The organism is Enterococcus sp. DIV1368d (assembly GCF_050542975.1).
GTDB lineage: Bacteria > Bacillota > Bacilli > Lactobacillales > Enterococcaceae > Enterococcus_D > Enterococcus_D casseliflavus.
This window is the reverse complement of the sequence record NZ_CP172939.1, coordinates 1,807,050-1,827,697: the sequence shown is the minus strand read 5'-3', so window position 1 is coordinate 1,827,697 and position 20,648 is coordinate 1,807,050. Positions and strand designations below refer to the sequence as shown.

Genomic DNA, 20,648 nt, shown 5'->3' with positions numbered 1-20,648 from the left:
AATTGAAAAAGAGCAGACACGGTAAAGCTTTTTTAGCGAATTATTTTATAGTAAAAGAAAGGAAATTCATATGCATGCATGGGATGCAATCCAAAAATCAATCGATTATATTGAAGACAATCTTACCGAGCCATTAGAGATCGAAACGTTGGCGCAAGTTGCATCATTGTCCGTTTTTTATTATCAGCGCTTATTCACTCGTTTGGTTAAAATTTCTATTAGAGAATATATAAAACTGCGTCGTTTGGCAAGAGGTGCGCTTTTATTGAAAGACCAAAAGAAGCGAGTCATTGATGTCGCTTTTGAAGTCGGCTTCAGCAGTCATGCCGTTTTTTCGAGAACGTTTAAAACGGTCTATAGAATTTCACCCTCGCTTTACCAGAGAAAGCCCATTGGCTTACAAAACTTTGATAAGCCAGATCTTTCATTAGGCTATATTGTGACGGAAGAGGGTATCCCATTGATCAGTGAAGGGGTTGTTTTAGAAATCCAGAAAAAAAGCAATCCGCATCCGCTGGTCTTCTATGGTATTGTCGGTTACTATCCATTCAACTATGGGAAAATGCTGGGGCAACGAACAGGGATCGACCCGATTGAAGAAATTTGGCATGAATTTCTTCAAAAAATTGCCAATCAACCGGGAAAAGCCACCTGTCAGATCGGTGTTTCGTTTCCAGGAGATGCGCCAGAAGGTCATTCAAGTTACTTTGTTGGCCAAGTAGGTGATTGCTCACAGGGATCGACCTTCAGTGAATGGACGCTACCGGCTCGGGATTACGTTGTTTGCAGTTTTGATACGATTTCAGAGCAACTGATCATCAATATGGGGAAAGCGATGCGCTATACCCGTTTCTGGTTAAAGAAGAATGGGTGGATTGCTGAGGATTTTTTCCCTGAGCTTTATCAAGAAAGAGAAAATCATGTCGTTCATGTTGAATTATGGATTCCTTTTAAAAAAAGAAGTGAGATGTAAGGAGGAACAGTACAATGACTCAGTTTGAAGAAGGAGTAAAACTACTTGAAGAAAAATTCGGACATTTTAAAGACAATGTGATCGCCCTTGCCACGACTGCTTGTAACGAGAATGACAAGGGAGAAACACAGCCAGTCGTCCGAGAAGTAGATGCTTTTTATGAAGACGGCGTTTTTTACGTGTCAACTCATGAGCAATCAAACAAACTGAAGCAAATCAGTAAGAATTCAGCAGTTGCGATTGCTGTCAGTGGTGAATGGTTTACTGCGATCGGTCAAGGAGAGAATTTAGGGTGGGTGCTAGACCCTAAAAATGCAGAATTAAGAAGCAAAATTCGCAAAGCCTTTGTCTGGTACGACGAAGTTAACAATGAGGATGATAAAGGCTGTTGTTTTCTAGCGATCCGTTTGACCAAAGGAACGTTGAATATCAATCACTGGGAAAAGCTGTATCATTTTGATTTTGAGAAGAAAGTCACTATGGAGGATGGCGGGATTTATTAGCCAGCAGAGCCTATTAGCTGCAGGTGATGTTCAATTGCCATTCTAGCGAATCTAGCAGATATGTTGATGGCTGAATTCTGAGAAGGCTTGCCTTTTGTGATACAAGCTAAGCAAAATTGTTGCTGAAAGAGCAGTAGATAGAACGAAAAAGCATAAAAACCGATCACACAAGCGCTGCGAAGAGGCACGCGCTTGTGATCGGTTTTTTGATTGATTACTTTATGATTTTTTGATCCGAATAAACTTAGAAACAGCTAGGACTGTTTTAATCTCAAAATTCCCTCATCAGGTGTCACAAAAAGTGTTTTTTGATTCTCATAAATGACGAATCCAGGCTTGGCACCATTCGGTTTCCGAATATGTTTGACTTGCACGTAGTCCACTGGTACTTGGGCAGATTGACGATATTTTGAGAAATATGCGGCAAGCTCTGCAGCTTCCATTAAGGTTGTCTCACTAGGATCATCCGAACGAATGATGACATGAGAGCCAGGAATATTTTTGGTATGCAGCCAGATATCACTCTTACGAGCTGTTTTTAAGGTCAGTTGGTCATTTTGTAAATTGTTTTTTCCGACGAAAATTTCAGTTCCGTCTGAAGAAAGAAATCGTTCTGGTTGCGAAGGAGCAGCTTTTTTACGCTGTTTCGCCCGATTTTTGACGTAGCCTTGTGCGATCAGTTCTTCCCGAATAACCGCCAGATCCATGGGAGAGGCTATTTCTAATTGGGCTAACACGGATTCGAGATACGCGATTTCTTCTTTCGTTTCGGCAATCTGTTGATGGATCAGTTTCACTGCATTTTTTAATTTCTGGTAACGTTGAAAATATTTCTGAGCATTTTGATTGGGAGAAAGAGCAGGATCGAGTTTGATCGTCAAAAGTCGATTCTCATCATAGTAATTTTCCAAATCAACTGATGCAGCACCACGGGGGACTTGATTCATAAAGGTCGTCAAAAGCTCACCTTTTTGACGGAATTCTTCGGCGTTTTCTGAATCGATCAACGTTTGTTGGCGTTTCTTTAACTTCAATTGGTTCCGTTTCAGTTCATTCTCAATCTTCTTTAGTAATTCGCCACCTTGTTGTTTGACCCGATCTCTTTCCGCCTTGTCGTGATAAAACGCATCTAAAAGCTCGCTCAGACTCTGATAATGGGTGACAGTGGTGGTCGCATCGATCAATGATGGATAGGGAATTGGTGTAAAATATTCCTTTTTCTCTGACTGGAGATAACTTGGTGCTAGCTCCTGGGTAAGCTCTGTAAAGAAAGCTTCCCACTGACGCAGTTTTTCATTGGGATTGGCATTGATTCGAGCGATCAATTCTTCTGCTGTATCGCGGCCTAAGCCTTGGAATCGTTGTTGAAGTTCTTTTGCCGTCAATGGATCAAGAGTAGATAATTCTTCAAAAATCTTGGTGCGAGAGGCTGTGAAAGGATTAAGCGTCGATTGCTTTGGTGGTGCAACATAGACAGCACCTGGCAATAAGGTACGATACGTATTTTGGGAATGACCAATGTGTTTGATCGTATCGACGATTTTTCCACTCGTCTTATTCATTAATAAAATCGTACTGTGACGGCCCATTAGTTCGACGATCAAGACGAGGGCTTGCAAATCACCTAATTCATCTCGTCGCGTGAAATGAAAATGGATCACACGGTCATTGTCGATTTGTTCGATTGATTCTAAGATCGCCCCTTCTAAATATTTCCGTAGCATCATCAAGAAATTCGGTGGGGTTTCTGGATTGCTATAGGCGATCGTTGTGCATTGTACACGAGCATAGGTGGGGTGTGCGGATAGCAAAAGTTTGTGATTTTTCCCTTGGGAACGGATCACAAATACGACCTCATTTTCATAAGGTTGATGAATTTTGTTTACACGTCCACTGGTTAATTGATCTTGTAATTCTTTGACCATTAAATGGGTAAAGACACCATCAAAAGACATATTGTTTCCCTCTTTTCTTTTAAGGATAGTTTGACTGAGGGATTGATCCTTCCAATGTCAAATATTCCTATCTATTATACCGAAGAATCCAAAGAAAAGCCATGGCAGCTAGCTTTCCTTTTTCTTGGTAGGTTGGTGATCGGTGGTTTGCAGTGCACGCTCGATTTCCTTATTCAAGAAATAAGAGATGACTGTCCGAATAATAACGACGGCAGCTAGACGGACGATGTCTTCGAAAGTAGGGTGGATGATCGTCTCAATAATATCTGCTGCAATCAAGATCTCCAGACCTAATAAAACATAGCTCCCTAAATAATTGCGGATAAAATTATTCTCTCTGGCTGCCACCAATCGATCCTTTTCTGTTAATTCGTAGCGCACAAAGTCAATGCCTGCGATCAATACACCCCAAACGATGACAAAAATGGAGAGAAAGTTCAAACAGACAACGATGAAATCGAAGATTGGATTGGCTCCAGACATCAATGAATCAGCTAGATTATGCATAATGACTCCTTTACCGTTTTCTTTTATCTTACCGAATAATCGTAGAAATGTGAAGTTTCTTGACGTTCTAGAAGGGAATTGATAGTATGAATTAATAGTAGGATTTTAAAAAAAGGTGGGCAAATTATGGAACAAGTTAGGAACTTTGTTCATTACACGAAAGAAAAAATAGTTGAAAGCTGGCAAGCTTTTTTAGATGATCTTTATCGAGATCAGAAAAAAACGATTTTCACGCTGATCGGGGGAATTCTTTTCGCACTGGTCTTCGCAGGTTTGATCGTCTTTTCTCAAAATCGTATCAATGCTTCTTTAGTGGATCGGATCGCTTTTGACAAGCTGCCGTCAGAAAAAGTACAGCCATTGCCTTATCTGACTGCAGACAAGACGATTCGTGAAACACGAGCGATCTCGGTGATGTTTAGTAAGCCCAACGGACCTCAACTCGATCAAGTATTTGATCTGATCCAAGCGCAAGAAGATGAGCTGAATCGGACATTTTTTTATTATCCAATCGTCTATGATGCGGCTTTTTTCTCCAATGAATACAGCGTTGACCCTGATAAAGTGACGTTTGTTTTTTATGAAGAAGGGGTTGAGAAAAATCGCTTTACCTTTGATTCATTTGAGCAGCCAACGACGGAATTCATCCCAGAATTGAATCGTTTACCGATGTGGACGATTCGTTCTTCGGCCAATGATCGATAAAAAAATCTGACAATTTGACAGAAAATTGTTGACGTTTTTTTATCAATAAGCTAAACTGAATTCAATCAAGAAAGAAAACAAGTTGAGAAGGAGGAACAATCATGAAACTATTTATTCCATTGCAAGTGAAATCATGGCAAAACTGGCGTAGATAGTTGTATTGATGGGACCTCATTCCATAGATACAACTTTTTAGAGAACCTTCTAAAGTGCTGTATCTATGCTGGTAGTTGAATTTATCGCCGCATAGGACAAGCTTCTATGCGGCTTTTGCTTACTTGCAATTGCCGTCACATAGGCAGTTGCTTTTTTTGTTCTCAAAAACCATAAAATGAAAAACACGAAAAACGTAAGCAGAAAAAGGAGAATGAAAAATGAAAAACAAGGGATTAATTGCATCGGTTGCCGTTATTTTATTATTTTTAGGAGCGACATTTGTCTATCAGTTAGGAATGAGAAGTGGGACCAATCAAGCTAGTGAGACTTCGGAACCAGTAGAAAAAGCTGAAAAAACAGTCGGGATCCTACAATTTGTCAGTCATGAAGCACTGGATGCGATCACCGAGGGGATCAAAGAAGGCCTTAAAGAATCAGGCTATACCGAAGGGGACAACTTGACGATCGAATTCCAGAACGGTCAAGCGGATCAAAGCAAATTGGCAACGATGAGTCAGCAGCTGCTAAATAAAGATGCCGACGTTTTGGTTGGGGTAGCAACACCCGCAGCACAAGCGTTGGCGAATGTCACTCAGGATGTACCGATCGTTTTAGGAGCGGTCACTGATCCAGTTGGGGCAAATCTGGTGGCAGATATGGATCAACCCGGCGGCAATATCACTGGTGTTTCCGATAAAGCACCAGTTGCTGCACAAATCAAACTAGCAAAAGATTTGCTGCCAGAGGCAAAAACAGTCGGTATTTTGTATTCTTCGACCGAAGACAATTCGAAATACCAAGTGGCAGAAGCAGAAGCTGCTGCCGAAGAAAATGGCTTGACCAGCAAATCGTATGCCGTTCCTTCAAGTAATGAAATTGCGCAAATGGTCCAAGTGATGGCACGGGAAGTCGATTTTATCTATATTCCGTTAGACAATACGATCGCAAATGCTATGCAGACCGTAGTTCAAGAAGCCAATAAATCAAAAACACCAATCATTACTTCCGTAGACACGATGGTGGAACAAGGCGGTTTGGCAACGGTCGGACAAGATCAATTTACGATAGGCGTGGAAACTGGGAAGATGGTGGCAGCAATTCTTGATGGGACAGCAGAACCTGCGACAACACCGATCTATACATTCAGCGATGGCGAAACGATCATCAATGAAACTCAGGCGCAGTTATTGGGCATCACTATCCCAGAAAACCTCAAAGACGAGGCGAAACTGATTACAACGACGCCAGAAAGCGAAGCAAGTGACGAGTAACAACCAAGAACAGCGACCACCTGCGATCATCGAGAGGGTCTTGAAAGAGAAAACTTGTAAGAATATGGAGGAAGAATGATGATTGTTTCAGCAATAGGGCAAGGACTACTTTGGGGAATCCTGGGATTAGGGATTTTTATGACCTATCGAATTTTAAATTTCCCGGATATGACGACGGAAGGGTCCTTTCCGTTAGGCGGTGCTGTCTGTGTGACAGCGATCACCCATGGGGTGTCGCCCGTCTTAGCGACTTGTTTAGGAGTATTGGCTGGGATGTGTGCGGGCTGTGTGACAGGACTTCTTTATACAAAAGGCAAAATTCCCGTGATTTTAGCTGGAATCTTGGTGATGTCTTCATTGAACTCGGTCATGCTGTTTGTGATGCGCTCACCCAACCTCTCTTTATTAAACCAACCGAAAATTCAAGATTTTTTTACTAGAATGAATTTACCGAATTATTATGATACGGTGATCATTGGATTGATCATGGTCTTGTTGATCGGGGGCGTCTTGGTTTACTTTTTCCATACAAATTTGGGTCAAGCTTACATCGCTACAGGTGATAATGAGCATATGGCAAAATCGATGGGGATCAATACCGATCGAATGAAAATCATTGGATTGATCGTCTCCAATGGCGTGATCGCACTCTCAGGCGCATTGATTGCGCAAAATGACGGCTATGCCGACATAAGCAAAGGTATCGGTGTGATCGTTATCGGACTGGCGTCAATCATCATTGGTGAAGTGTTATACGGGGAACTGACCTTGCTGGAACGTTTGATCGCTATTGTGATTGGCAGCATTATTTACCAATTATTGATCCTATTTGTGATCAAAGCTGGATTTGATACGACCTACTTGAAGATCTTCTCTGCAATCGTCTTGACGATCTGCTTGTTGATCCCTCAATTTAAACAAGCCTTGCATCTACGCACTGGTTTTGAAACGGAGGACGAATAATGTTAGCCTTAAAAAAAGCCTTTAAAGTTGTCGGCAACGGACCAAATGAGAAAAAAGTACTCTTGAATAAAATCGATCTTTCTTTAAAGCCAGGAGAATTTGTCACGGTCGTTGGAGGAAACGGCGCCGGCAAAAGCACGTTATTCAACTGCATCTCAGGCACCATGCCCTTGACGAGTGGGCAAGTGATGATCGATGATCAAAATGTGACTACACTTTCGGAAGAAAAACGCGCACGCTTTTTGGCGCGGGTTTTCCAAGATCCGAAAATGGGCACTGCTCCCCGTATGACAGTGGCAGAAAATCTGCTGTTAGCCCAAAAAAGAGGGCAAAAACGGTCACTTGGTCTTCGACAACTCCAAGGACAAAGGGAAATGTTCTTTGCACTTTGTAAAGAAATCGGCAACGGGTTGGAAAATCATTTGGATACGCCAACGGGCAGTTTATCTGGTGGTCAACGACAGGCACTAAGTTTATTGATGGCAACGATCCAAACTCCAAAACTGTTGTTGCTAGATGAACATACGGCTGCGTTAGATCCAAAGACCTCCAAACAGCTGATGCAAATCACTGCAAAACGCGTGGAAGAACAAAACCTGACCTGTCTAATGATCACCCATCGGATGGAAGATGCATTAAAATACGGAGACCGCTTGATCCTGCTCAGAAAAGGGGAGATCGTCAAAGATCTTTCAGCAGAGGAAAAAGCGCAATTAAGCTTACCTGAACTATTATTGTTCTTTGAGGATGACTTATAAACCCTTGATAGAACAGTGTTTTCAAAAAAAACAATCAAATAAATGAAAAAAATAAGAAAAAATCATTGACATCTTTCAAAGTTAAACCTATACTTAGGTCAATCTTACATCAGTTTGGAGCGAACGACTATGCAAAAATTATTGCTAACGAACCCCACACAACTGAATAAATATTACTTTAGCTATTTTAGATAGGTTTGTATTCATGAAGGCATGGGTACAAACGCTAAGTTTGTATCTATGATGGCTAGAGCATTTCGTAATGAATTCGCAGCCACGTAGATCGTAAAATCTATAGTGGCTATTTTTTATATTCACATATCGGCTCTGTCGTTATGTAATGTTTGAAGGTGTTCACTGTAGATTCTTAAATTTACGGTGGACATCTTTTTTTGTTGAAAGGAATGAACCAGATGAAACAAATGATAACCGGACACACACGGTTGGCGGCACTATTTGCCAAACCAGCCAAACACAGCATCTCTCCAGCGATGCACAATCTTTCTTTTGAAGAACAAGGGATCGACGCCGTGTATCTGGCCTTTGATGTTGAGCCGGATGATTTAGCCGCTAGTATCCAAAGCATCCGTCAGTTGGACCTCTTAGGTGTCAATTTATCGATGCCTCATAAAATGGCGGCTGTAGCGCTGATGGATGAATGTTCACCAGCAGCCGAGTTGATCGGCGCAATCAATACGATCGTCAATCAAGAAGGACGCTTGATTGGGCACAATACAGACGGCATCGGCTTTATGCGAGCTCTTGAGGACATTCAAGTATCCATCCTTGGCGACACCATGACGGTGATTGGAGCTGGTGGAGCGGCGACAGCGATCATTAGCCAAGCCGCACTAGACGGCGTCAAAACGATCCATGTCTTTAACCGCAAGGATGAGTTTTATCCAATCATCCAAGAAAAATTAACACAGATTGCACAAAAAACAGCTTGTGAAATTACCTTAACCGACTTAGAAGATCAGATGGCTTTAAAAACAGCCATCGATCAAAGCAGCTTATTGGTAAATGCCACGGGCGTGGGAATGAAACCAAATGATACCGAAAGTCCTCTGAAAGATAAAACACTCCTGCGGGAATCATTAGCTGTCTATGATGTCATCTATAATCCAAGAGAAACGCAGCTTTTGAAAGATGCGAAAGCAGTCGGCGCCAAAACTGCAAACGGCTTAAGCATGCTACTCTATCAAGGTGCAGCCGCATTTGAACTTTGGACTGGCAAAGCGATGCCTGTTGAAAAAGTCAAAGCACTCATCGAATCCATGTAAAAAATAAAAAACAGAAAAAAACGAAAGTAGGAAGAAAAAATGATCGTAATTATGAAACCAGGCGCTACGCCAGAACAAGTTGAAGTTGTTGTAACAAGAATCAAAAAAGAAGGCTTAGATGTTCAAGTCAACCAAGGAAAAGAACAGGTCGTTATCGGCTTAAAAGGGGATACCCGCCGCATCCAAGATGTTGCTTTTCGCAGCTACGAGGGTGTCGAAGATGCCATTCGGATCTCAAACACCTACAAATTGACCTCTCGTGAGTTCCATCCGCAAGATACGGTTGTGGATGTAGATGGCGTGAAAATCGGTGACGGCAACTTTGTTACGATGGCTGGTCCATGTTCGATTGAAGGCTTAGACCAAATTCGTGAATGTGCCCGAATCGCTAAAGCTGGTGGTGCACAAATCTTACGTGGTGGTGCCTTCAAACCACGCACGTCGCCATACGCATTCCAAGGGCTGGAAGAAGAAGGGCTAAAATACATTCGTCAAGCAGCGGATGAAACGGGCATGAAAGTCATCACAGAAGTCATGGACGAAGGACATATCGATATGGTTGCGGAATACAGTGACATTTTGCAGATTGGTGCTCGGAACATGCAAAACTTCAAATTGCTAGCTGCCGTTGGGAAAACTGGGAAACCAATTGGCCTTAAACGAGGCATCTCTGGCACGATCGACGAATGGTTGAATGCAGCGGAATACATCGCCGTTCAAGATAAAAGTGAAGTGATTTTCATTGAACGTGGGATCCGAACTTACGAAACAGCAACCCGTAATACCTTTGATCTAAGTGCGGTACCAATCATCAAAAAACTGAGCCACTTCCCAATCATCGTTGATCCTAGTCATGGAACAGGTATCTGGGATCTCGTACCGCCTATGGCTAGAGCGGGTGTTGCTGCTGGCGCCGATGGGATGATCGTTGAGATCCATCCAGATCCAGCCAATGCTTGGTCTGATGGTCCTCAATCACTTAATGAAAAAACGTACATGAACATGATGAAAGAAGTCCATATCATGGAAAAAGCGATGAAAGAAATCAAAGCGTTGCAAGACTAAGCGTCAAGACAACCAATAAAAGAGGTGCAAAAATCAATGTTACACATTCATTTAGAAGAACATTCCTATGATATCCTCATCAAACGAGGGGCGTTTCAAAAAGTCGGAACCTGGGTGCAACAGTTGTGGGACAAACAGCGTATTGCCGTCATTACAGACAGCAACGTCGCACCCCTGTATGGCGGACAAATCGTCGATTCCTTAACCGCTGCAGGGTTTGAGGCAACACTGTTAGTCGTACCAGCTGGCGAAAAAAGCAAATCACTAGAGCAAGCAGCTAATTTATATGATGGTCTTGCCCAACTCGGAATGACCAGAAGCGATGGGATCATTGCCCTTGGTGGCGGTGTGATTGGTGATCTTGGAGGATTTGTTGCTTCTACTTATATGCGCGGCATTGATTTCTTGCAGATTCCAACGACGTTATTGGCACAGGTCGATTCAAGTATCGGCGGAAAAACAGCTGTAAATACTGGCAGTGCCAAGAATCTCGTCGGGACATTTGCACAACCAGCCGGTGTGATGATCGATCCAGATTTACTTACAAGTTTGCCCCTCAAACGCGTCCAAGAAGGCATTGCTGAAATCATCAAGTCAGCCGCTATTGCAGATCCTGAGCTTTGGCAAACGTTAGCAGGTTTGAAAGATGAAGTCGATCTTTTGGCACATGCTGAGAAAGTAATCACTGCTTCTTTAAAGGTAAAACAAAAAGTAGTAGAAGAAGATCCTTTTGATCATGGCAGTCGTCTGACACTGAACTTCGGTCATACGATCGGGCATGGCTTAGAAAGAACAGCCGCGTTTGACACCAGTCATGGCGAAGGGGTTGCAATGGGGATGATCATGATCACCCGTCATGCAGAAGCCATCGGATTAACACCAAAAGGTACGACCCAGCAGCTTACAGAAATGGTTGAGAAGTTTCATTTGCCGATCACACCAAGTGAAATAGATAAAGAGCAATTATACCAAGCAATCACTCATGATAAAAAAGCCCGCGGGCAACAATTGAAGATTATTCTATTAGAAGCGATCGGACAGGCGAAAATCGTGACGATCCCGACTGAAAAAATCAAAGACTACCTATTATAAGAAAGGAAGGTAACGGATCATGCGTTATATTACAGCAGGCGAATCACATGGACCAGAGTTGACCGCCATTATCGAAGGTTTACCGGCAGGATTGCCATTAACAGCAGAAGACATTAATTTTGAATTAGCGAGACGACAAACCGGCTATGGCCGTGGGGGACGGATGCTGATTGAAAAAGACCAAGTCCGTATCACTTCGGGTATCCGTCATGGAAAAACACTAGGCTCTCCTGTGACTTTAGTGGTTGAGAACAAAGATTGGAAAAACTGGACCAAGGTCATGGCGATCGAAGAGGTACCAGAAAAAGACCGCAAACTAAGACGAGTGGCACGACCAAGACCTGGTCATGCTGACTTAGTCGGCGGCATGAAATACCATCATCAAGATTTACGAAACGTCTTGGAACGTTCATCTGCCCGGGAAACGACTATGCGGGTAGCCATCGGAGCAATCGCGAAGAAAATTTTAAAGAAGCTTGGCATCGATGTGGCAGGTCATGTAACAATGTTAGGCGGCATCAAAGCGGAAATTCCTGAAGGGTTGACCGTCAAAGAAATCGCAGAACGCTCTGAAGCTTCAGAAGTAAGGGTGTTAGATCCGTCAGTCGAAGAAGAAATCAAGCAGCTGATCGATCAAACGAAGAAAAATGGCGATACGATCGGCGGTGTAGTGGAAGTACTTGTTGGCGGCGTTCCTGCTGGTTTAGGTAGTTACGTGCAATGGGACAAAAAACTTGATGCGAAAATCGCCCAAGCCGTGGTCAGCATCAATGCCTTTAAAGGTGCTGAGTTCGGCGTTGGCTTTGAGGCTGGTGTTTTGCCAGGTTCCAAAGTCATGGATGAGATTTTATGGGACGAACAACGAGGCTATACCCGTCGCAGCAACAACCTTGGCGGGTTTGAAGGCGGCATGACGAACGGTGAACCAATCGTGGTTCGTGGTGTTATGAAGCCGATCCCGACCTTGTACAAGCCGTTGCAAAGTGTGGATATCGACAGCAAAGAACCGTATAAAGCAAGCGTCGAACGCTCAGATAGCACCGCTGTACCAGCAGCCAGTGTTGTTTGTGAGAGTGTGGTGGCGACAGTGGTGGCCAATGAACTATTAGAAAAGTTCCCAAGTGATTCATTCGAAGAATTGACTGCATCTGTTCAGGCGTATCGAGAATACTTGTTAACCTACTGATTAAAGAACCAGCAAAAATTCCAGTAGAAATGAGGATTCTTTTCATGAACCAAAATATCTTTGTCGCCGGTCTAGGATTGATCGGCGCTTCCTTAGCAAAATGTATCAAAAAGGCACATCCGCAAGTGCATTTGATGGGCTGGGATTGTCAGGAAACCAATGAGATCGCATTAGCGACAAGTTTAGTAGACGAAGTGCCCCCTTTATTTTCAGAAGGTGCTGTCCGTGCCGACGTGATTTTGTTGGCATTGCCGGTAGAGATCACCAAAAAATATCTTGCCGAACTGGGGACACTTTCATTAAAGCCTTCGGTGCTAGTAACAGACACCGGCAGTACCAAAGCGGAAATCACCCAATTCGCCGAGTCCTTTTCCTTTGATTTTATTGGGGGCCATCCGATGGCTGGCTCTCATAAATCAGGGATCACAGCAGCCGATGAGAACCTTTTCGAGAATGCTTACTATATCTTCACACCGACGAAAAGTCAGCGGATGGAAGAGCTGCAAGAGCTTTTTCGCGGCACTAGAGCCAAATATGTGGCGCTTGCGCCAAAAGAGCATGATCAAATCACAGGGATGTTGAGCCATTTGCCCCATATTATTGCTTCTGGATTAGTCAATCAGGCAGACGCTTTCAACCAAGCCCACCCCAGAGCGCAACAACTTGCAGCAGGCGGTTTTCGCGATATCACTCGCATCGCTTCTTCAGATCCTCGCATGTGGACCGATATCTTATTGAGTAATCGACAGGAACTGCTGCAGCTGATCGATGAGTGGCAAAAACAAATGACGACCATGGCTCACTGGTTGCAAGAAAAAGACGAACGGGCGATCTTTCGGTTCTTTGAATCCGCGAAGGAAACACGGGATCAATTGCCGGTTCATCAAAATGGCGCGATCCCGGCATTTTATGATCTATTCATCGATGTACCGGATCATCCTGGTGTTGTCGCTGAAGTGACGGGGCTATTGAGCGAACATCAGCTCTCTTTGATCAACTTAAAAATTCTTGAAACTCGAGAAGACATCATTGGTGTTTTACAGATTTCATTTAAAACGCAAAATGATTTGCTGCAAGCAGAGCAGCTGATCCAAAACAAGACGACCTATTCGTGTCGAAAAAAATAGGAGGCTGGGATGAAACTAAAAAAAGCAACACATTTAAAAGGGACGATAGCGGTCCCTGCTGACAAATCGATCTCGCATCGCAGTATCATGTTCGGGGCGTTAGCTGAAGGAACAACGACTGTCCGAAATTTCTTACGTGGAGAAGACTGCTATAGCACCCTTCATGCATTTCAATCATTAGGGGTTCCGATCCATGATGACGGTCAGACGATCACGATTGAAGGACAGGGCTTCAATGGCCTTAAGCCTGCCCACGAACCAATCGATATCGGTAATTCTGGTACAACGATTCGTCTAATGATGGGGATTTTGGCTGGACAGCCATTTACAACTACCTTATTCGGTGATGACTCATTGAATAGACGACCAATGAATCGCGTGATGCTGCCATTAAGAGAAATGGGTGCCAATGTGAGAGGGCATGAGCAGACGGAGTTCCCACCGATCACCGTTAATGGTACTGCTTCTTTACAGCCCATCAATTATCAGATGCCCGTAGCAAGTGCCCAAGTAAAATCGGCGCTGATTTTTGCGGCATTGCAAGCACAAGGTACCTCGACGATTATTGAAAAAGAGGCGAGCCGTAACCATACTGAAGAAATGATCCGTCAATTCGGTGGCGTCATCACAACACAAGGCAAAACGATCACTGTGACGGGACCTCAAACACTCCAAGGACAAGAAGTAGTTGTTCCTGGTGATATTTCCTCCGCTGCTTTTTTCCTAACAGCCGGCGCGATTATGCCAGAAAGTGAGATCGTTTTAAAAAATGTCGGGATCAACCCCACTCGTACAGGAATTCTTGACGTGCTAGAGGAGATGGGTGCTTCGATTGCTTGTTCCAATCAAGACGATCAGAATCAATCAGCTGACCTTACCGTTCGAAGTTCTACCTTGCAGGCAGTAACCATCGCTGGCGATATTATCCCACGCTTGATCGATGAATTGCCGATCATTGCGTTGTTAGCCACGCAGGCTCATGGCAAAACGGTGATCAAAGATGCGGAAGAACTGAAAGTAAAAGAAACCAACCGAATTGATGCAACTGCCGAAGAGTTGACAAAACTTGGGGCGGACATCACTCCCACCGAGGACGGGTTGATCATCAACGGTCCAACCCCTTTGCATGGCGGACGTGTGTCAAGTCGGGGGGACCATCGCATCGGCATGATGCTGCAAATTGCCGCCTTATTGACAGATGAAGAGGTAGAATTAGAAAAAGCCGAAGCCGTAGCAGTTTCTTATCCTGATTTTTTTGAGGATGTCGCACGTTTGGCTAAAGGAGGAAACAGCGAGTGAAAAAAGTGATATTAATTGGATTTATGGGTGCTGGAAAAACCACGATTGGTCGTCTTTTGGCTGAAGAAACGAAACAGTCTCATGTGGATTTTGATGACTTGATCGTTGCTGAGATCGGCATGACCATTCAAGAATTTTTCGACCAACACGGTGAGGAAGCCTTTCGCAAAATCGAAACGGATATTTTAGCTAAAACTTTGGCAAAGGAACAAATTATTTCCACTGGTGGGGGCATCGTATTAAAAGAAGAAAATCGTCAACTTTTAAAAGAGATGCCGCTCGTCGTGTATTTAAAAACAGATCCCGAGGAGCTGATTCATCGCTTAAAGGCGGATAATGGCAGCATTCGTCCCTTAGTCGTCTCAAAATCACCAGAAGAAATATTGGCTGTTTACCGTCCTCGGATCCCTCTTTATGAAGAAACTGCTTCATTGATCGTTGAAACGACGAACAAAGCACCAGAAGAAATCGTACAGGAAATTTTGATCAAAGCGGGTGCATAAAATGAAGATTGGTTATTTAGGACCGAAAAGTTCCTTTACGCATTTAGCTGCGCAAGAAGCTTATCCGGAAAATACCTGTATCCCCTATGGATCGATTCCGCTTTGTATTCAAGCGCTAGCTAACGGCGTGATCGATCGCGCGGTCGTTCCGAACGAGAACTCATTAGAAGGATCTGTTCATGCCACGATTGATACGCTCTTTCGTCAAAATCAGTTGAGCATCGAACAGGAAGTTATTTTACCGATCAATCATCAATTGTTAGTTTCTCAGCAATCAGCAAAAGACAACCGTCCCATCACTAAGATAATTTCTCATCCGCAAGCCTTAGCGCAATGTGCCGACTTCATCGAAGCCCGATTTGCTGGAGCTACTGTTGAGGCGGTTGCTTCCACAACGACTGCAGCAGCCTACGTAGCAAAACATCCAGAAGAAGCAGTTGCGGCGATTGCTTCCAAAGAAGCGGCATTGGCCTATCAATTAACGATCAAAAAAACCAATATTCAAGATGTTGCCTTTAATCAAACCCGTTTTTGGGTTTTGACGAAGAAAGCAGCAAACACCCAATTACCAGAGCAGACTGCTGAGAAAGCAACGATTTTTGTGACGCTCCCAGCAAATCGACCGGGGATCTTGCACAAAATCTTAGCAACCTTTGGCTGGCGAGAAATTGATTTAAGCAAAATTGAATCGCGGCCTTCAAAAACCACCTTAGGGGAATACTTTTTCGTGATCGATCTGGTGATGGACAAGCCGTGGCAACTGATTGTAAATGCCTTTGAAGAGATTCAGTTGTTGGGTGGTCAAGTCCATCTTCTCGGCGTGTATTCCGTAAATGTTGTTGAGGAAGTGACAAAAAATGACTCAAGTCAAAATAAAATTTAGCCATGATGAAACCCTTTTAGCAACGTTTCATAAAGAGATCCAAACACAGCACCATCAATGGTACCCAACGATTTTTAAGCCCTTTGATCAGTCAAGATTTGAACAAGCAATCACACAGCAGCTGCAAGAGCCAAGCCACCACTTTTTTATCGCTTGGTTGGCGGACCAGCCTTGTGGCTTTGTGCATCTTCAAGAGGTCTGTTTGCCACAAAATGCGATGATGCATGAACGAAAGTGGCTGGAAATTGCAGCGATCGCTGTTGACCCTCGGTACCAAGGGATGCATATTGGAAAACAATTGTTGGTATTTGCTGAAAATGTTGCGCTGGAAAAAGGCTTCGATGATCTCTCACTAAACTTTTGGTCGGCAAACCAAGTGAAATCATTTTATGAGCAAGCAGGATTTGTGAGCTTACGACAAGGTGCATCAAAGCATCTAAGGTAAAATATGAAGAAATTTCCTAGAAAAAGGTTAAAATTTCAGAAAATAGCTTTCTTTCTATAAGGTCTAGGGTATCCTTATAGACAGAGAGCTATTTTTTAGTTGGAGGATCAGAAGCAATGAGCAGGATGGAAAAAAATAAAAAACTGCATGAACGGCTAGAAAAGGAATCCAGTCAGGCAGCCAAAGAAAGTATCTTTGCCCGTCGAGAAGCCAAAAGAAGAAACCAGCGCGTCAGACCGAGTGATTCTACTTCTTCTGCTGATGAGCGAGTAGGAGACATTCCTTATCAAAACACCGAGCATCCTAGGGCAAGCGACTCTCGTGCGGCTCAAAGTTCTCGAGAACAGTCACAAGTAGGAGCAATAAAATCTGAGGGACGAAAAAGCGCGATCCCTCCGCTATCTGCTCAGAGGCCTGCGATGCATCAAAGCCAGGAACAAAGCAAACAAAAACCGTCAAAGCTTAAGAAGACCAAGCAACCCAAACAAAAGAAAAAGCGGAAGCACCCAGTTCTGCGTATTGTGGTTCGGGTACTATTGGTGCTTTTTGCCTATTCATTGATTGCGTTTCTTGTCGGTCAGCAAGTCGCAAGAAGTGACGCTGCTTTTGCTACGACTGATGAAGAGTCCTTTAATGGTACGGCCGCTGCAAATGGTGCTCGGAATATATTGCTCATTGGTAGTGATAGTCGTGAAGGAGAAGCTGGACGAGCAGACACTATTATGGTTTTGCAATTAGATGGTCCCAGTAAGCAACCGAAGCTACTTTCCTTTATGCGGGATACTTTAGTTACGATTCCCGGTTATGGCGAAAACAAGATCAATGCGGCTTATGCCTTTGGTGGTGCTGATTTGGTTAGACAAACGTTAGCGGAGAACTTCGGGCTAGAAACCAACTATTATGCAAAAGTTGACTTTCGTTCCTTTGAAAAAGTGATCGACACATTGTTTCCCTCAGGCGTTGCTATCAACGCGGAAAAAGATATGAGTAAAAATCTTGAAGTTGCCATCAAGCAAGGGCAACAACAAATGAATGGGCTTGAGCTGTTGCAATACGCACGCTTTCGGATGGACGAAGAAGGTGACTTCGGTCGTGTAAGACGACAGCAGCAAGTAATGGATGCGATCTTTAGCGAAATGAAAAATCCTTTAGCTATTTTAAAATTGCCTTATGCAGCTGGAAAAGTCTTAGGCTATGCTTCCACCAACCTGCCAATGTCTTTCCTATTAAAAAATACCTTCTCGATTGCTCGAGGGGCGGGAGGAGTCGACAGCTTGACTGTCCCAGTCGCTGACTCTTGGCAATACGGTTCAAGTGTGAGTGCCGGAAGTGTGTTAGTCGTCAATCTTGAAACCAATCAACAAGCGATCAGGAATTTTCTTAATGAGTAAGCAGAATGAAAAGTTCTGAAAACCATTTGAAAGTAAGTAAATTTATGCTATATTATTAATGACGTTTGAAATTTGTTGAAACGAGGAAAAAGAATGAAATTAGCCGTTGTTACTGACAGTACAGCTTATCTGCCGGAACGGATCAAAAACCATGAAGATTTGTTTATCATACCGATTCCTGTTATTTTAGATGGAAAAGTCTACAATGAAGGTATCGACATTGAAGCTGATGAGTATTACGCTTTGCTGAAAAACAGCAAAGAATTCCCAACCACTTCTCAACCGGTATTAGGGGAAGTGTTAGCCTTATATGAGTCATTGAAAGATCGCGGTTACGACACGATCATTAGTATCCACTTATCAAGCGGGATCTCTGGATTTATCGGAACGCTTTATGGAATCACCGATGAAATCGAAGGCGTTCAAATCATTCCTTACGATTCGAAAATCACAAGTATGCCGATGGGTCACATGGTAGAAACCGCTCTTGATCTATCAAGTCAAGGCAAAACCGTAGAAGAGATCATTTCCCATCTGGACACTATCAGAGACAATACCTATGCCTATCTAATCGTGGACGACTTGAATAACTTGGTTCGCGGCGGTCGCTTAACCAATGGGGCAGCCTTGATTGGCGGATTATTAAAAATCAAACCGATCTTGACCTTTGATCAAGGAAAAATTGTGCTTTACGAGCGCATTCGTTCCAGTAAAAAAGCATTCAATCGCGCAGAAGATATCATTGGTCAACGGGAGCAAGAAATCGCATTGCCTGTTAAATTTTATGTAATCCACGCCAATAATTTAGAAGTAGCGAAAGAAGAAAAAGCGAAGCTACAAGCGAAATACCCAAATGCAGAAATTGAGATTGGTCACTTCGGACCAGTTATCGGCACGCATTTAGGAGAAAAAGCCATTGGGATCGCTATTTCAGCGCAATAATTATTATTTTTTCTATGTTCATTCACGCCTTTATCTTTTCAAGACATTGTATGTAAGAACCAGTTAGACGTTTGTCTAGCTGGTTCTTTTTTCTGCTTTTTTGAGATTCGCTTGTAAAAAAACACGCAAACTCGTACAATAGGATCAAAATGAAGGACTGACAAAGGAGGAATTGCTATGAAGTGTTCCTTAAGAAGGTGGCAAATGAGCGATGCGCAAGATTTAGCCCATGCGTTAAATAATCAAAACATCCACGATTATTTACGAGATGGGTTGCCATTCCCCTATACGGTCGCAGATGCACAAGCCTATATTCGATCTGTGGAGGAAGCAGAATTTGCCTTTGCGATCACTGTGGATGACCGAGCAGTCGGCAGTATCCGTGCTGTTCGCAAAGAAAATATCCATTATAGAACGGCTGAGATTGGCTACTCTATTGCACAAGAGTATTGGGGAAAAGGCTTGATGACCCAAGCTGTTCAGCAACTATGTGACTATGTATTTACTACATCAACTATTGTTCGTATGTCTGCAGAATCTTTTGCGAAGAATCATTCCTCTTGTCGTGTGTTGGAAAAGGCAGGTTTTACGTTAGAAGGCGTCTTGCGAAAGCATGCGGAGAAAAACCAGCAGCTGTTCGATATGAAGCTCTATGCATTGGTTCGTCAAGAGGAAGACGGGCAGGATGACAACAATCAAAAAGGAGAAACCTATGAATGAACTGCAAAAGTTACCAAATGTAGGTCAGGTTTTAGCGGATCACCTGGTACGTATCGGCATCAATACTCCTGAACAACTACGCACAAAAACGGTCGAAGAGGTTTTTCTAGCTATCCGCCAACAATGCGATGCGGGCGCTTGCTTGCATATGCTCTACGGCATTGAAGGGGCGATCCAAGGCATTCCTAAAGCGCAGCTTACACATCAGAGAAAACAAGCGTTGCGCCATTTTTTCAATCAATTGAGTTAGTGAAGTAATGCGTCATAAAAAGCACTTTTTAAGAGCGTTTGTTTTTAGATGCTTCTTATCAAGTGCTTTTTCTATAGACATCTGTCCCTAGCTACTAGAAAAGACCTTTTGCTTGTTCCAAACCAGCTTCCTCATTATACTTACTCTATCTAGTAAATTAGTAATTTACTAAACAAGGAGTGAGAACAATGAAAATACCAGAAAACTTGAAACATAAGCCCGTCATTAAAGTGGAAGACTATGATACTGTTGACGGAAAAAATGCGTTACATACGGATGCAAAAGGTCTTTCCCTCGGATTGGCACAATGGAACGACCGGGGAAAAGTCGATATCTCAGGCAAGGTTTGGCGCCACACAGGTGAAAAATGGTCTCGTCAGTCAGAAGAACTACCGCTCACTAGAATCTTAGATCTAGCAATCTTAGTGGCGCAATCTAGTTTGTATTTTCAAGAGGCTTATCGCCATGAAAAGTTTTACGATCCTGAAAATCCGTTGATCGAGATCATTGGCTTACAAGGAAATCGTATGACCGTTGAAGTAGACACCGAAAATCCTAAGATCGATGAAGACATTCTACTTTTTTATGATTCCTTGCAAAAAGATGGCGAGCTATACGGCGAACGCTTCAAAATCCTAAAGCGGCTTTTAGATGAGCTAGGTTATTAAGAA

At 43.2% G+C, this 20,648-nt stretch carries 22 protein-coding genes; 20 read left to right on the top strand and 2 right to left on the bottom strand.

Going from position 1 to position 20,648, the window contains the following annotated elements; all coding sequences use genetic code 11:
* Positions 1-70 precede the first annotated feature (70 nt).
* Entirely contained in the window at positions 71-973 is a 903-nt protein-coding gene (locus tag IGJ44_RS08485; protein ID WP_074535797.1) for an AraC family transcriptional regulator, read from the top strand.
* Positions 974-987: 14 nt separating this feature from the next.
* Positions 988-1,476, top strand: coding sequence for a pyridoxamine 5'-phosphate oxidase family protein (locus tag IGJ44_RS08480; RefSeq protein WP_430605627.1), 489 nt, complete (start codon positions 988-990; stop codon positions 1,474-1,476).
* A gap of 254 nt (positions 1,477-1,730) precedes the next feature.
* Here IGJ44_RS08480 and efbA read toward each other — a convergent pair whose 3' ends face one another.
* Positions 1,731-3,431, bottom strand: coding sequence for a fibronectin-binding protein EfbA (gene efbA, locus IGJ44_RS08475; RefSeq protein WP_074535799.1), 1,701 nt, complete (start codon positions 3,429-3,431; stop codon positions 1,731-1,733).
* A gap of 108 nt (positions 3,432-3,539) precedes the next feature.
* The gene (locus IGJ44_RS08470) at positions 3,540-3,938 is read right to left on the bottom strand and encodes a DUF1622 domain-containing protein (RefSeq protein ID WP_010748365.1); all 399 of its coding nucleotides are present in this window, start codon (positions 3,936-3,938) and stop codon (positions 3,540-3,542) included.
* A gap of 126 nt (positions 3,939-4,064) precedes the next feature.
* Between IGJ44_RS08470 and IGJ44_RS08465 the strand changes: the two genes are divergently transcribed.
* From IGJ44_RS08465 to IGJ44_RS08380, 18 genes are all read left to right on the top strand, one after another.
* Positions 4,065-4,643 carry a hypothetical protein gene (locus IGJ44_RS08465; protein ID WP_010748364.1) on the top strand — a complete coding sequence of 193 codons (579 nt, stop codon included), beginning with the start codon at positions 4,065-4,067 and terminating at the stop codon, positions 4,641-4,643.
* A gap of 374 nt (positions 4,644-5,017) precedes the next feature.
* Positions 5,018-6,070 (top strand): tryptophan ABC transporter substrate-binding protein, encoded by a 1,053-nt coding sequence (gene trpX / locus IGJ44_RS08460; protein WP_010748363.1) that lies wholly within the window; start codon positions 5,018-5,020, stop codon positions 6,068-6,070.
* Positions 6,071-6,148: 78 nt separating this feature from the next.
* The gene (locus IGJ44_RS08455; protein WP_010748362.1) at positions 6,149-7,033 is read left to right on the top strand and encodes an ABC transporter permease; all 885 of its coding nucleotides are present in this window, start codon (positions 6,149-6,151) and stop codon (positions 7,031-7,033) included.
* Entirely contained in the window at positions 7,033-7,791 is a 759-nt protein-coding gene (locus IGJ44_RS08450) for an ABC transporter ATP-binding protein (RefSeq protein ID WP_005226102.1), read from the top strand. Before IGJ44_RS08455 ends, IGJ44_RS08450 begins: the two co-directional genes overlap by 1 nt.
* A gap of 413 nt (positions 7,792-8,204) precedes the next feature.
* The gene (locus tag IGJ44_RS08445; RefSeq protein ID WP_167827274.1) at positions 8,205-9,074 is read left to right on the top strand and encodes a shikimate dehydrogenase; all 870 of its coding nucleotides are present in this window, start codon (positions 8,205-8,207) and stop codon (positions 9,072-9,074) included.
* 39 nt (positions 9,075-9,113) lie between these two features.
* Positions 9,114-10,139, top strand: a complete 1,026-nt coding sequence (gene aroF / locus IGJ44_RS08440) for a 3-deoxy-7-phosphoheptulonate synthase (RefSeq protein WP_005226100.1) — start codon at positions 9,114-9,116, stop codon at positions 10,137-10,139.
* 36 nt (positions 10,140-10,175) lie between these two features.
* Positions 10,176-11,231 carry a 3-dehydroquinate synthase gene (gene aroB, locus IGJ44_RS08435; protein WP_015509713.1) on the top strand — a complete coding sequence of 352 codons (1,056 nt, stop codon included), beginning with the start codon at positions 10,176-10,178 and terminating at the stop codon, positions 11,229-11,231.
* Positions 11,232-11,250: 19 nt separating this feature from the next.
* Complete coding sequence (aroC, locus tag IGJ44_RS08430) at positions 11,251-12,417, top strand: chorismate synthase (RefSeq protein WP_167827275.1); 1,167 nt, start codon at positions 11,251-11,253, stop codon at positions 12,415-12,417.
* Between the two features lie 44 nt (positions 12,418-12,461).
* A complete protein-coding gene (locus IGJ44_RS08425) occupies positions 12,462-13,544 on the top strand; it encodes a prephenate dehydrogenase (RefSeq protein WP_167827276.1) in 1,083 nt (360 codons plus the stop codon).
* A gap of 9 nt (positions 13,545-13,553) precedes the next feature.
* Positions 13,554-14,843, top strand: a complete 1,290-nt coding sequence (aroA, locus tag IGJ44_RS08420; protein ID WP_167827277.1) for a 3-phosphoshikimate 1-carboxyvinyltransferase — start codon at positions 13,554-13,556, stop codon at positions 14,841-14,843.
* A complete protein-coding gene (locus IGJ44_RS08415) occupies positions 14,840-15,346 on the top strand; it encodes a shikimate kinase (RefSeq protein WP_008379901.1) in 507 nt (168 codons plus the stop codon). Before aroA ends, IGJ44_RS08415 begins: the two co-directional genes overlap by 4 nt.
* 1 nt (position 15,347) lies before the next feature.
* The gene (gene pheA / locus IGJ44_RS08410; protein ID WP_086295403.1) at positions 15,348-16,229 is read left to right on the top strand and encodes a prephenate dehydratase; all 882 of its coding nucleotides are present in this window, start codon (positions 15,348-15,350) and stop codon (positions 16,227-16,229) included.
* Complete coding sequence (locus IGJ44_RS08405; RefSeq protein WP_086295401.1) at positions 16,204-16,674, top strand: GNAT family N-acetyltransferase; 471 nt, start codon at positions 16,204-16,206, stop codon at positions 16,672-16,674. Before pheA ends, IGJ44_RS08405 begins: the two co-directional genes overlap by 26 nt.
* 116 nt (positions 16,675-16,790) lie before the next feature.
* Positions 16,791-18,065, top strand: coding sequence for an LCP family protein (locus IGJ44_RS08400; RefSeq protein ID WP_430605625.1), 1,275 nt, complete (start codon positions 16,791-16,793; stop codon positions 18,063-18,065).
* A gap of 93 nt (positions 18,066-18,158) precedes the next feature.
* Positions 18,159-19,007 carry a DegV family protein gene (locus IGJ44_RS08395; RefSeq protein ID WP_005235946.1) on the top strand — a complete coding sequence of 283 codons (849 nt, stop codon included), beginning with the start codon at positions 18,159-18,161 and terminating at the stop codon, positions 19,005-19,007.
* A gap of 177 nt (positions 19,008-19,184) precedes the next feature.
* Positions 19,185-19,727: a GNAT family N-acetyltransferase gene (locus tag IGJ44_RS08390; RefSeq protein WP_179190638.1), complete on the top strand. Its 543-nt coding sequence runs from the start codon at positions 19,185-19,187 to the stop codon at positions 19,725-19,727.
* Positions 19,720-19,977 (top strand): TfoX/Sxy family DNA transformation protein, encoded by a 258-nt coding sequence (locus tag IGJ44_RS08385; protein WP_086295395.1) that lies wholly within the window; start codon positions 19,720-19,722, stop codon positions 19,975-19,977. Before IGJ44_RS08390 ends, IGJ44_RS08385 begins: the two co-directional genes overlap by 8 nt.
* A 188-nt stretch (positions 19,978-20,165) precedes the next feature.
* On the top strand, positions 20,166-20,645 hold the full coding sequence (locus IGJ44_RS08380) for a DUF6530 family protein (protein WP_005235941.1): 480 nt from the start codon (positions 20,166-20,168) through the stop codon (positions 20,643-20,645).
* The last annotated feature ends 3 nt before the right edge of the window (positions 20,646-20,648 follow it).

Bases quoted from the DNA above. Each gene is read 5' to 3' on its own strand.
- IGJ44_RS08485 (WP_074535797.1), top strand. From the start codon at position 71: ATGCATGCATGGGATGCAATCCAAAAATCAATCGATTATATTGAAGAC.
- IGJ44_RS08480 (WP_430605627.1), top strand. From the start codon at position 988: ATGACTCAGTTTGAAGAAGGAGTAAAACTACTTGAAGAAAAATTCGGA.
- efbA (WP_074535799.1), bottom strand. From the start codon at position 3,431: ATGTCTTTTGATGGTGTCTTTACCCATTTAATGGTCAAAGAATTACAA.
- IGJ44_RS08470 (WP_010748365.1), bottom strand. From the start codon at position 3,938: ATGCATAATCTAGCTGATTCATTGATGTCTGGAGCCAATCCAATCTTC.
- IGJ44_RS08465 (WP_010748364.1), top strand. From the start codon at position 4,065: ATGGAACAAGTTAGGAACTTTGTTCATTACACGAAAGAAAAAATAGTT.
- trpX (WP_010748363.1), top strand. From the start codon at position 5,018: ATGAAAAACAAGGGATTAATTGCATCGGTTGCCGTTATTTTATTATTT.
- IGJ44_RS08455 (WP_010748362.1), top strand. From the start codon at position 6,149: ATGATTGTTTCAGCAATAGGGCAAGGACTACTTTGGGGAATCCTGGGA.
- IGJ44_RS08450 (WP_005226102.1), top strand. From the start codon at position 7,033: ATGTTAGCCTTAAAAAAAGCCTTTAAAGTTGTCGGCAACGGACCAAAT.
- IGJ44_RS08445 (WP_167827274.1), top strand. From the start codon at position 8,205: ATGAAACAAATGATAACCGGACACACACGGTTGGCGGCACTATTTGCC.
- aroF (WP_005226100.1), top strand. From the start codon at position 9,114: ATGATCGTAATTATGAAACCAGGCGCTACGCCAGAACAAGTTGAAGTT.
- aroB (WP_015509713.1), top strand. From the start codon at position 10,176: ATGTTACACATTCATTTAGAAGAACATTCCTATGATATCCTCATCAAA.
- aroC (WP_167827275.1), top strand. From the start codon at position 11,251: ATGCGTTATATTACAGCAGGCGAATCACATGGACCAGAGTTGACCGCC.
- IGJ44_RS08425 (WP_167827276.1), top strand. From the start codon at position 12,462: ATGAACCAAAATATCTTTGTCGCCGGTCTAGGATTGATCGGCGCTTCC.
- aroA (WP_167827277.1), top strand. From the start codon at position 13,554: ATGAAACTAAAAAAAGCAACACATTTAAAAGGGACGATAGCGGTCCCT.
- pheA (WP_086295403.1), top strand. From the start codon at position 15,348: ATGAAGATTGGTTATTTAGGACCGAAAAGTTCCTTTACGCATTTAGCT.
- IGJ44_RS08405 (WP_086295401.1), top strand. From the start codon at position 16,204: ATGACTCAAGTCAAAATAAAATTTAGCCATGATGAAACCCTTTTAGCA.
- IGJ44_RS08400 (WP_430605625.1), top strand. From the start codon at position 16,791: ATGAGCAGGATGGAAAAAAATAAAAAACTGCATGAACGGCTAGAAAAG.
- IGJ44_RS08395 (WP_005235946.1), top strand. From the start codon at position 18,159: ATGAAATTAGCCGTTGTTACTGACAGTACAGCTTATCTGCCGGAACGG.
- IGJ44_RS08390 (WP_179190638.1), top strand. From the start codon at position 19,185: ATGAAGTGTTCCTTAAGAAGGTGGCAAATGAGCGATGCGCAAGATTTA.
- IGJ44_RS08385 (WP_086295395.1), top strand. From the start codon at position 19,720: ATGAATGAACTGCAAAAGTTACCAAATGTAGGTCAGGTTTTAGCGGAT.
- IGJ44_RS08380 (WP_005235941.1), top strand. From the start codon at position 20,166: ATGAAAATACCAGAAAACTTGAAACATAAGCCCGTCATTAAAGTGGAA.